Genomic DNA, 11316 nt, shown 5'->3' on the forward strand with positions numbered 1-11316 from the left:
TCAATCCTATCCGCGGCAGGCTGACGCGCTGCGCGCTCAGCGGTGGAACGGGCGCTTCACCCGATGCATGGCCGCTCGCACTCCGCCACGCAGCTTCTGCATCCGCGCGATCAGCGCCTCGGTGCGATCCGCTGCGGCGGGGCGGTGCCGTCGCGTGTACATCCGCATGAACTCCGGGAGGGTTCCGAACTCGATCGGTCCGAGACCGCGCAGCAACTCGATCTGGTGCATGGTCGTGTCGGGCAGAGTACTGGAGAACTGGTCGAAGTTGAAGTCGAGTGCGGTGTAGCTGCTTGCGAGGTAGTGGGTGTTCGCGATCGTGCGCGCATGAAACCCCCGCTCACCCGCCGCGTACACCGGCATCCTCTCGAGGATGTGCGCCAGCCCGCCGTCCTCGTACGCGGCGACACCCCCGAACTCCTCATAGCCCCACGGATGTTCAGCGAGGATCCGCAATGCCTCTGGGCGCGCGACAAACATGGAGCCGAACGGCGCGAGGGGTGAGACATCGTCGACAGGGACATGGATGCCGAGCTCGCCGCGCAAGCGCTCGAACCCGGGCTTGTTCGCCCACCATCCGTGACCGAGACTCGGATACCCAATGTGAACCGTGGGCGGGAAGACGATGCCCAGTCCGGCTTCGCGCTGGAACAGGCCGACAACATTCGCCGCGTAGCCCGGCGAGCGCAGAAGGTTGTCAAACTGCTGCGACGCGAAGTGCACACCGACGTTGTAGCCGTCCTGCGGAGTCTTTTTGGAGTGGAGCTTTACCACGAGGTCGTAGTCATCGCTGAGCAAGAGGTCACGGCACCCGATGAAGAAGGCGGACTGGTCGCGTCCGTTATTCGACGCGACAACGCGGACCTCGACGGTGCCCTCGACATCGTGCGCTGACAGCCGTCTCTCAATGTCCGCGGCTCTGATCTCATCGGGTGTGGTGACGACGAGATCATACTCGGCCGGCAGCATCTGAGCGCGAGCGAAGATCTCGTCCGTCATCTCCGGGTAGTAGATGTGCGCGATCACCAGGGTCCGCAGCGGCCGCAGGGCATCATAACCTGAGCCGTCTTCGCCGAGAACTTCGAGCATCGCTGCATCGGCATTCAGCGTGCGCGGCTCGACGTTGCGTGCGAGGTCGGCGTATACAAGCTCCATGGGGTACCCGAGGCGTTCCACGGTATCCAGCGTCCAGCGACCAACGACCCCGAGGTGATCGAGGTAGGGCGGCCACTGGAAGAACGGGCGTCGCTTGAGCGTTGGGCACCCGGCCTCGACGAGCTGTTCTGCGTAGAGAACGGCATGGTTCTCCACTTTGTCGGTGAAGGTCGGAAATGCGACCTCGCCCACGAAGCCGTGATCAGTGAAGTGCTCCGTGAACACGCCCTCGTGCTTGACGACGGCGTCCGAATAGCTGGTCATCTCGGGAAGATCGCGCCAGTAGGCGGCCCATTCCAGGGAGAGGAACATCTCCCGCCGGACGGCGACCCAGTATGACTGCAGGTGGTAGGGAAGGTACCCAGAGTTAGTGAACGGATGCGGTTCGACGCGGACGTGGTCAGTCATCCCCCAGAAATGCAGAGGCCGCTGATCCATACGCTCGAAGACCGGGCCGAACGGCTGCACTGGTCCGAACCAGGTGTCATTGGCGAGGACGACCTCATCGTATTCCGCGAGGCTCGCACCAACAGCGTCGAGCCCCTCCTTGTATCCCCATATGTCGTAGCCCCGGTTTTCGCGGACGATGATCTGGTCCACGACGGGTTCGAGGCGCGCCCTGCCGTCCTCGGTGAGCGCTCCGTTCACGACCGCAAGGATGGTCGACGCGTGCGGTCGTAGCGCATTCAGCGCGTAAGAAATGTACTCCTCGACATCACCGCGCCTGTCGTAGACGACGTAGATCAGCAGACGTCGACCACTTTCGGGGAAGATACTCGCCGGACGCGCCGGATAGGTCACCAGTTCGGCGGTTTTCATCGGTCGAGATCTCCTGGCCTGCCAAGAAGGGTGGATACCGTTGTGCGCACACCCCTGCGCGCGAAGCGCAGCGTGAGGGTTGCACGTAGCGCCAGATCGAAAACGGGCATCAGCATGCGTGCCGCGCGAGGATGGTTCAATCGCAAGTACATCCGGGCGAGGGCTACGACGCCGCCGTGACCCGTGCTGCCCGCACGCTGCATGAGCGCAATCTGCTCCACGGGCCATCCGCGCGTGGTGGAGAAGAGGTAGTCGGTCTTCGATTCAAGCGCGGTGTGACTGATGGACGCATGTTCGGGCGTGAGAACCGTGCGCGAGTGGAATCCAAGTTCCGCGCCAGCCGACACGATCATGCGTTCCTGCAGGTGCGCGAGGTGCTGGAATCGCGCCGACCCCTTGCGCCCGTAATCGCGGTAGCGCCAGCGCCGAGCGCTAAGAAGCGAGAGCGCCTCCGGGCGCGCGAAGAACATGCCGCCGTACGGCGCCAGCGGCGAGACGGAGTCCTCCGGGACATGGATGCCCAGCTCATCAGCAAGGCTGCGGGCCTTTTCCTTCAGCCCCGCCCATCCGCGCCCCATCGTGCTGTACCCGATGTGCATCATCGGCGGGAAGACAAAACCGAGCCCCTCCTCACGCTGGAACATCGCGAGGATACCCGCGGCGTGATCCGCATTGTCGAGCAAGTTCTCATACTGATACCGGCGGAAGTACCGCTGGACGTTGTCCGTCTTCCGTCGCATACGCCGGGTGTGCAGTTTGACAACGAGGTCGAGGTCGCCTGCGAGGAGCACGTCTCGACATCCCACAAAGAAGTCGCTCATATCGCGGCCTCGACTGGGAGGTGTGACCCGGATCTCGAACGACGTACGACGTACGTCCTCACGCTGTTCGACCAGGTCCTGGATGCGCGCGGCCCGGCGACCGTCGGTGGTTGTCAGGTAGAGGCGATACGGCACGGGAAGGTGCTCGAGCCGGTCGAGAACTCCCTCCAGCGCATCGATGTCGCCAACGTGAACGACCGCGGCGAGGCGCAGCGGCCGGTCCATGTCGAACGTATCAATCGGCGGAGCCAGCACCTCCAGCGCACCACCGATGGCGTAGAGCGCGCGAGGTGCCGTCGCGCGAGCGAGATGCTGCCAGATCGCGGCCGCAGGATATCCCCGAGCCACAACGCCGTCGATGATGCGACGCCCCACCACGGCAAAACGATCGAGCAAAGGCGGATACAGACCGAACATCGCCGTGCTGAGGAACGGGTGCCCCTCATCCAAGAGTTCGAGCGGTGTGTACAGGGCGGGATCCGAGCTCGGGAAATCGCTCGCGGCATGGATATAGGAAACCTCGATGCCCGCCGCAATGGCGCGCTCGAAGAACTCACGCTCCGTGGAGATATCGTCGCGGGACGCGGGGAGCGAGGGCCAGAGGCTGTCCAGCGCGGGCGAGAGAAAGACGTCCCGGCGGATTGCCGTCCACGTCCATGCCGATGGTCGACGAGGATAGCCGGCGTCCGGGAATGCTTCGGGAAGGTGGTGCGGCGGCTCGACCATTGCGCGCAGTGGCGCCTCATCGCTCGCGGCACGGTCGATCGCTGCAGCGAGATCGCCAACTGGTCCGAACCACGAGTCACCAGTCAGGACGATCTCGTCGGTGTCATCGAGGTGGGCCTCTTGCGAGAGAGCCCAACGATAGGTATCCGGCGAGAACGTCGCTGAGGGAGCAACGAGGACTTCGTCGGTGATCGCGCGGAGAGCAGCACCGTTCTCGGGCATCGTTCCCGCCGGCACGACCGCGACGACGCGCTCGGCGTGCGCACGTAGCGCAGTGAGCGCGATAAGGGCGTAGTCGTCGACGACGCGCGCGACGCGGCTGAAAGCGTAGACAATCAAGCGCCGCTCGGGCGCCCCCTGCACGGACACTGCCACATCCTTCTCGGCGCTCATCGATCCGTCAGCGGTTGCCCTGCTGAAGCGCTTTCAGCAGGTAGGCGCCGTAACCACTCTTCACGAGGGGTTCGGCTCGTGCTCGCAGTTCGTCGTCGGTCAGGAATCCCATCCGCCATGCGACCTCCTCCGGGCATCCGATCGACAGCCCTTGCCGCTTTTCGACAGTACGGATGAAGTCTGTGGCCTCGCTGAGCGAGTCGAACGTTCCCGTGTCGAGCCACGCGGTTCCACGTGGGAGGAGTTCGACCTTCAAGTCCCCGCGCTGGAGATAAGCCTTGTTCACATCGGTGATTTCGAGCTCCCCCCGCGGCGAGGGCCGCAGGTTCCTTGCGATCTCGACAACGTCGTTGTCATAGAAGTAGAGACCGGGAACGGCGTAGTTGCTCTTCGGGACGGCCGGCTTTTCCTCGAGTGAGACGACGCGACCCTGAGCATCAAACTCCACGACGCCGTATGCCGTCGCATCATCAACCCAGTAACCGAAAACGACGCCGCCTGTCAGGTCGGTGTACTGACGCAGACGTGTACCCATTCCCTGGCCGTAGAAGATGTTGTCTCCCAGCACGAGCGCCACCGAAGACGACCCGATGTGGTCCTCCCCCAGAACGAACGCCTGGGCCAGTCCGTCTGGCGACGGCTGAGTCTTGTAGGTCAACGACACGCCGAAGCGCGATCCGTCGCCGAGCAGGCGGTGGAACTGGTCGGCATCCTGCGGCGTTGTGATGATGAGGATGTCCTGGATCCCGGCGAGGATCAGCGTGGACAGCGGGTAGTAGATCATCGGCTTGTCGTACACCGGGACCAGCTGCTTGGAGATGCCGAGGGTGATGGGGTGCAGACGGGAACCGGTACCGCCCGCGAGGATGATTCCGCGCATTCATCCAGTCTCCCATCTGGCACGGATCCGGTCCAACCGAGCGCATCGCTCGCACCGGATCCGCAGGAACTGCGCCGGTAGGCTGGACCAATGCGAAAGCTCCTCGTCACCGGCGGCGCCGGCTTCATCGGCTCCAACTTCGTCCACCACGTCATCGCGCACACCGACGACCACGTCACCGTGCTCGACAAGCTGACGTACGCCGGAAACCGGACCTCGCTGGACGGGCTCCCCGAGGACCGGCTCGCGTTCGTCGAGGGCGACATCGCCGATGCCGCGCTGGTAGACGCACTGTTCGCCGACGCGGATGCGGTGGTGCATTACGCCGCGGAGTCGCATAACGACAACAGCCTGAACGATCCGCGTCCGTTCTTGGACACGAACATCATCGGCACGTACACGCTGCTGGAGGCCGCGCGTAAGCACGGGACGCGTATGCATCACATCTCGACCGATGAGGTGTACGGGGACCTCGAGCTGGACGATCCGGAACGGTTCACCGAGAACACCCCCTACAACCCCTCGTCGCCGTACTCGTCGACGAAGGCGGGCTCCGACCTCCTGGTGCGCGCCTGGGTGCGCTCCTTCGGCGTGCAGGCGACCATCAGCAACTGCTCGAACAACTACGGTCCGTACCAGCACGTCGAGAAGTTCATCCCGCGCCAGATCACGAACGTGATCCGCGGCATCCGTCCGAAGCTGTACGGCAAGGGCGAGAACGTGCGCGACTGGATCCACGCCGACGACCACTCCTCCGCCGTGCTCACGATCCTCGACAAGGGTGTCATCGGCGAGACGTACCTCATCGGCGCGGACGGCGAGAAGGACAACAAGACCGTCGTCGAACTGATCCTCACCCTCATGGGTCAGCCCGCCGACGCCTACGACCACGTGACAGACCGTGCCGGCCACGACCTGCGCTACGCGATCGACTCCACGAAGCTGCGCACCGAGCTGGGCTGGACGCCGCAGTACCGGGATTTCGAAGCCGGTCTTGCCGCGACGATCAACTGGTACCAACAGAACGAAGCATGGTGGGCGCCGGCGAAGGACGGCGTCGAAGCGTTCTACGCGTCGAAGGGGCAGTGACGCGGTGACCGAGTACGGGAAGCAGCTGACGGTCACCGAAACCTCGATTCCGGGCCTGGTGGTGTTCGATCTGCCGGTGCATGGGGATGCGCGGGGCTGGTTCAAGGAGAACTGGCAGCGGGAGAAGATGACCGCACTCGGCCTGCCCGGCTTCGGGCCGGTGCAGAACAACATCTCCTTCAACGATGCCGTCGGCACCACCCGCGGCATCCACGCCGAACCGTGGGACAAGTGGGTGTCGGTCGCGACCGGACGCATCTTCGGCGCCTGGGTGGACCTGCGCGAGGGGCCCACCTTCGGTGCGGTGTACACGACCGAGCTGGACCCGTCGAAAGCGATCTTCGTCCCCCGCGGCGTCGGGAACTCGTACCAAACCCTCGAGCCGGACACCGCGTACACGTACCTCGTGAACGATCACTGGTCGCCGAGCGCGGAGTACTCGTTCCTCAACCTCGCCGACGAGACCGCCGGAATCGACTGGCCCATCCCCCTGGACCAGGTGGAGATCAGTGAGAAGGACAAGAACCACCCCCGCCTCGCACAGGTGACCCCGATCCCTCCGAAGAGGATCCTCATCATCGGGTCCAACGGGCAGCTCGGCAAAGCCCTCCGCGCCCAGTACGGTGACGCCGCGCACGTGGAGTACACCGACCGGAGCTCCCTGGACATCACCGCCCCCGGCCTGGAGAGCGCGCGCCGCTGGCGGGACTACGGCGTCATCATCAACGCCGCCGCGTACACCAAGGTCGATCTCGCCGAGACCGAGGAGGGGCGCCGCGACGCATGGGCGGCCAACGCGACCGCCGTCGCCGCCCTCGCCCGCGTGGCGGCCGCGAACGACATCACCCTCGTCCACGTCTCCAGCGACTACGTCTTCGACGGCACGCTCGATCGCCCCTACACCGAGGACGACGCCGTCTGCCCCCTGGGCGTGTACGGACAGACCAAGGCGGCGGGCGATCAGATCGTGTCCGGCGTGCCGCGCCACTACATCATCCGCACCAGCTGGGTCATCGGCGACGGCAACAACTTCGTGCGCACGATGGCCGCGCTCGCCGAGCGCGGCGTCGACCCGAAGGTGGTCAGCGACCAGACCGGCCGTCTCACGTTCACCGCGGACATCGCCGCCGGCATCCACCACCTCCTTACCACCGGCGCGGACTACGGCACGTACAACCTCACCGGCGGCGGCGAACCGCAGACCTGGGCCGACATCGCACGCGAGGTCTTCGCTCTCACCGGGCATAACCCTGACCGCGTCTCTGCCGTCTCGACGCGGGAGTACTTCGCCACGGCAACCGGCCCCATCGCAGCCCGGCCCCACAACAGCGTCCTCGACCTCGCGAGAATTGAGCGAACCGGGTTCACCGCCACGGCGTCGCTACCGACATATCTGGCGTAACGGGCGCCAGCGTTCAGCCTGTGACGATGCTCTTGCAGCCCAGGCTGGTGTGGTCGGCGCCCACTGTGTTGATCGCGTAGAGACACACGGTGTGGTTGCCCGGCGACACGGCGCGTTCGAATCGGAACCCGTGCGGATCACCATAACCAGGGAATGCCGCAGCGACGTCATCCCGCTGCGCAGACGCGGTCTCGACGCTGCCCACGCCATCGATATAGACGTGAATCTCGATCGGACTCGTCGTATCGGGGTCGAGAGCCCAGCCGCTGACCTGCAGCGCGCCCGGCTGGGCGGTGAGTTCCTCGAAGTTGCCGATGGGTGCGCGGCCTTGCTCCGTCACCGGTGAGGTCGCCGTGACTGAGCGGCATCCGAAAGAGGTTGTCGCCCCCGAGACGCTGTCGACCGCGTAGACGCAGACCGCCGACGGACCTACCGGAACGGCGATCGACGCGGCGAACCCGTGGTTGCCGCCGTACGCGGGATATGCCGCCTGCACGTCCGCGCGCGCGCGGTCCGCCGTGAACTCGCGCGTCAAAGTTCCTGCCGTAACGCGAATTCGGATCGAGGCAGTCGTGTCCGGGTCGATCGCCCATCCCGTCACGGTGGCCGTCGTCCCTGACAGCTGCAGACTCTCATAGTTTCCCACCGGAGCTCGCCCTCGCTCACCGATCACGGTGACGGTCTTGCACCCCAGCGCTGTGTGAGAGCCCGGGCCGGCGTTGATTGCCCACAGGCATACGTTGTGCTGACCGGCAGCGACCGGCAGCGAGAAGTCGAACCCGTGCGCGTTCCCAAGGCCCGGAAAGGCTGCGGCAACATCATCGCGCGGTTGCGACGCGATGAACGGGGTTCCGGCGCCGTCCACGTACGCGTGCACGGCGATGGAGTTCGCCGTGTCCGGGTCGGCTGCCCACCCGCTGACACGAACGGCGCCGTCCCCGACGGACGTCGTTTCCCAGTTCCCGACGGGAGCTCTCCCCATTTCCACGCCGTTGGTCGTCGCCTGCACAGTGCGGCAGCCCAGTGATGGGTTGGACCCAGAGGTGTTGATAGCGTAGACGCAGACCTGCGATGTTCCTGCAGACAGCGGAATGGTGAGGGAGAAGCCATGCCGCGCGCCGAAAAGTGGGAATGCGGCCGCCAAGTCCTCGCGCGCCACCGAGGCTGTCGTGATACTCCCCACGCCGTTCACGTATACATGAACGGGAATCGAGGACGTGGTGTCGGCATCGAGGGCCCACCCCGCGACAACGAGCGTTGTTCCCGTGACGGTCGCGGACTCGAAATTTCCGATCGGGACGTTGCCCGCATCGGGCGGACCCGGGACGAGTAGCGTGCGACACATGAGTGTGGTGTTGTCGCCCGCCCCGCGATTGATCGCGTACACGCACAGCGTGTGCTGGCCGGCCCTCGCGGGGACGCTCACCGTATACCCGTGGGCTGTCCCGTATGCCGGGTAGGCAGCCTTCAGATCGTCACGCGTCTCTTTGGCCGTAACCGGAACGCCCACGCCGTCAATGTACGCGTGGACATCGATCGAGGCGGTCGTGTCCGGGTCGATCGCCCAGCCTCGGACGGTCACCGCCCCTCCCGTCGCTGATATCTGATCGACCTCGCCGACGGGGTTGCCGCTCATTGCCGTCAGCGTACGGCAACCCATCGGTAGGTTTTCCCCTGCCCCGACATTGATAGCCCACAGACACACGTCGACTGTTCCATCCGAAGCGGCGGGAATCGTAATGTCGAATCCGTGCGCCGCGCCTTTGCCGGTGTAGGCGGCTGCGACGTCCGGTCGATCGCCATTGGCGACGAAGGGGATACCGCGACTGCCGATATAAGCGTGCACCTGAATAGACGCCGATGTGTCAGGGTCGAGTGCCCAACCCGTGACGCGAAAGATCCCCGGGGCGACGCTGGCGGACTCGAAATTCCCGATCGGGTCGTTGGCGGAGGACCGTACCTGTGTGGCGCCGAACCAACTCGTGTAGTAGTTGAAAAAGTTGCGGTTTCCGTAGCTCGAGCAGCCGTCACCGAGCCCCCAACCGGCGGCAAGAGAGGCGGCGTTGGGCTGGTATGGCGTGTAGTTGTACAGTGCCGCGGTGGCGTAGTTCTGGATGTTGAGGTTCGTCCCGCCACATGCGGCGTTCGGGCTGTACCCGATGAAGTTGACGCCCGGTTGCTTGCCGAAGCGTCCCGCCTTGTAGATCTTGAGTTGACGCACGCCCTGTACGATCTGAGGGCCCACGCCGGAGTAGGCGGGATCACACGGCGACGTATCGGGACACGACGCGCCCATCGCCGCCTGCAGGTTCCAGTCGGACGGTGCGCTGCTCGTTGTCAGCCCCTGCTCCTTCTGTAACGTGACGAGAATCGCCTTCGCGGAGATCCCACATGCGACCTGAACGCGGTAGATCAGTTCGGATGTGCGCATCGTGCCGCCCTGGAGTGAGGAGCAGACGAGATCGCCCGTCACCGCCGAATACCAAGCGTCCCTCGAGGAAATACTGACGTTGAGGACGTTCAGGCACTTGCCGTTGCTGCAGCTGCCGATCTTCGCGTCGAGGAAGGCCTGGATTTCCGCCGACGACATGGCGTTACCGTCGTAGAAGAGCGCGTCGGAGATGATGTTCTCCGGATTGAATCCGGCCACGGCGGCGGTCTGGACGATCCCGGTGTCGACCGCGGCGGGAGCGGCCGTCGGCACGGCTGCGGCGGGAGCCGCGAGCACGAGCGACCCGATCAGCGCCGCTGTCGCAGCGACGGCTCCGGCGAGCATCCCTCGCCGTGAGTGCCGATCAGGGCGGGGGGACCGGGCTCGGGTACGCACGTGACCATTGTTACTGATGTGACGAGCTGATACCACCGGGGCAGGCCAGACACGCCGAAGACACGCCCCGATCACGCGTCCTCACAGGTCGGCGTGCAGCTGCCAGATCCGCTCCGCGGCACTGATCCACGAGAAGGCCCGGCCGCGATCCGCGGCCAGCACGGCCTGCCGCTCGACCGCCGCGGCTGAGCCGAGCAGACCGGCGAGCGCGTCCGCGAACGCACCGTCCTCCGACGCCGGCGCCAGCACTCCCCCGTCCCAGACGACCTCGCGATGTGTTTCGGAGTCCGCGGCGATGACGGGAACACCGACGGCCAACGCCTCCACGACCCGCCACGGAAATCCGCTCAGCGTCGACGGAGCCAGCAACGCCACCGCCCCGCCCAGAACGGCCGCGCGATCCGCGTCCTCCAGGGCGCCGCGCACATGCACACGCCCTTCTGCAAGTCCGGATGCCGCCGCCAGCTCAGCAACGGCCGGCTCGTCCCCCTCGGGCGCACCGATCACCACGACCGGCAGGTCCGCTCCCGCCGCGGCGATGGCCGCGAAAGCGGTGGACAGCCCCGCGGAGGCCGCCGACGACCCCGGCACGACGAGACACCCATCGGGCACGTCGAGCGCCCGTCGCCGCCCGACCTCGTCGGTGGGAACGGCGAAGCCGGCCGGCGCGGCTCCCGCGATCACGCGGATCCGGTCACCCAGGGGCGCGATCTCCGCGAGATGGTGCGCCATCGCGTGACTCGGCACCACGACGGCATCCGCGTGCTTCAGGGCGCGCTTGAGCATCGCCCGGTGCCACGTGACGGCCGTCCGCGGCATCTCTCCCGCGCGCTCCCAGGCCGAGAGATCCCACATCGTCACGACGGTCTGGTCGTTGTCGTGGACGCGATCGTGCTTGACCAGCGGCGCGAGCGCAGTCGGCGAGTGGATCATTCCCCCGCCGATCCCCGGTGCCAGCCCGAGCTGCCACGAGGCGGCGAGCTCACGCCTTGCCAGCGAAGCGCGCGTCACGTCGGCGAGTCCGGGCACCGCCCCCTCGAGATCGCCCGCGGCATCGGGCGCTGAGGGAACGATCGCCGCCACCTCGCACCCACCGGGCGTAGTCGCGACGAGAGCACGCCCCGTCTCGCGCGATGCGAGAGCGAGGTCGGGGTCGGTCGGCGCGACGAGCTGGTCGAGCACCACGCGCAGCGTCGCAACCATG

At 65.8% G+C, this 11316-nt stretch carries 7 protein-coding genes; 2 read left to right on the forward strand and 5 right to left on the reverse strand.

The genetic code is table 11. The annotated features are described in order from the left end of the window. Positions 1 to 36: 36 nt before the first annotated feature. From HMPREF1529_RS01295 to rfbA, 3 genes are read right to left on the reverse strand one after another with little or no spacing between them, the layout of a single operon-like run. Positions 37 to 1974: a rhamnan synthesis F family protein gene (locus HMPREF1529_RS01295; protein ID WP_016463385.1), complete on the reverse strand. Its 1938-nt coding sequence runs from the start codon at positions 1972 to 1974 to the stop codon at positions 37 to 39. Next, a complete protein-coding gene (locus HMPREF1529_RS01300) occupies positions 1971 to 3914 on the reverse strand; it encodes a rhamnan synthesis F family protein (protein WP_016463386.1) in 1944 nt (647 codons plus the stop codon). The genes HMPREF1529_RS01295 and HMPREF1529_RS01300 overlap by 4 nt, the downstream gene beginning before the upstream one ends. Positions 3915 to 3921: 7 nt before the next feature. Further along, positions 3922 to 4794, reverse strand: a complete 873-nt coding sequence (rfbA, locus tag HMPREF1529_RS01305; RefSeq protein ID WP_016463387.1) for a glucose-1-phosphate thymidylyltransferase RfbA — start codon at positions 4792 to 4794, stop codon at positions 3922 to 3924. A 90-nt stretch (positions 4795 to 4884) separates the two neighbouring features. Here rfbA and rfbB point away from each other — a divergent pair, with 90 nt between their 5' ends. Together rfbB and HMPREF1529_RS01315 are read left to right on the forward strand one after the other, a co-directional pair. Beyond that, positions 4885 to 5883, forward strand: coding sequence for a dTDP-glucose 4,6-dehydratase (rfbB, locus tag HMPREF1529_RS01310; RefSeq protein ID WP_016463388.1), 999 nt, complete (start codon positions 4885 to 4887; stop codon positions 5881 to 5883). Positions 5884 to 5887: 4 nt separating this feature from the next. Continuing rightward, entirely contained in the window at positions 5888 to 7285 is a 1398-nt protein-coding gene (locus tag HMPREF1529_RS01315) for a sugar nucleotide-binding protein (RefSeq protein ID WP_016463389.1), read from the forward strand. Between the two features lie 13 nt (positions 7286 to 7298). On the opposite strand, the gene HMPREF1529_RS01320 is transcribed toward HMPREF1529_RS01315, so the two are convergent. Together HMPREF1529_RS01320 and HMPREF1529_RS01325 are read right to left on the reverse strand one after the other, a co-directional pair. Next, the gene (locus HMPREF1529_RS01320; protein WP_016463390.1) at positions 7299 to 10061 is read right to left on the reverse strand and encodes a hypothetical protein; all 2763 of its coding nucleotides are present in this window, start codon (positions 10059 to 10061) and stop codon (positions 7299 to 7301) included. 132 nt (positions 10062 to 10193) lie between these two features. Next, positions 10194 to 11315 carry a glycosyltransferase gene (locus tag HMPREF1529_RS01325; RefSeq protein ID WP_016463391.1) on the reverse strand — a complete coding sequence of 374 codons (1122 nt, stop codon included), beginning with the start codon at positions 11313 to 11315 and terminating at the stop codon, positions 10194 to 10196. Position 11316 lies beyond the last annotated feature (1 nt).

Origin of the sequence: Microbacterium sp. oral taxon 186 str. F0373 (assembly GCF_000411455.1) — a bacterium.
Classification (GTDB): domain Bacteria; phylum Actinomycetota; class Actinomycetes; order Actinomycetales; family Microbacteriaceae; genus Microbacterium.

What these genes read in the sequence shown, in the direction of transcription:
- HMPREF1529_RS01295 (WP_016463385.1), bottom strand. Translation starts at nt 1,974, where the DNA reads ATGAAAACCGCCGAACTGGTGACCTATCCGGCGCGTCCGGCGAGTATC.
- HMPREF1529_RS01300 (WP_016463386.1), bottom strand. Translation starts at nt 3,914, where the DNA reads ATGAGCGCCGAGAAGGATGTGGCAGTGTCCGTGCAGGGGGCGCCCGAG.
- rfbA (WP_016463387.1), bottom strand. Translation starts at nt 4,794, where the DNA reads ATGCGCGGAATCATCCTCGCGGGCGGTACCGGTTCCCGTCTGCACCCC.
- rfbB (WP_016463388.1), top strand. Translation starts at nt 4,885, where the DNA reads ATGCGAAAGCTCCTCGTCACCGGCGGCGCCGGCTTCATCGGCTCCAAC.
- HMPREF1529_RS01320 (WP_016463390.1), bottom strand. Translation starts at nt 10,061, where the DNA reads ATGCTCGCCGGAGCCGTCGCTGCGACAGCGGCGCTGATCGGGTCGCTC.
- HMPREF1529_RS01325 (WP_016463391.1), bottom strand. Translation starts at nt 11,315, where the DNA reads ATGGTTGCGACGCTGCGCGTGGTGCTCGACCAGCTCGTCGCGCCGACC.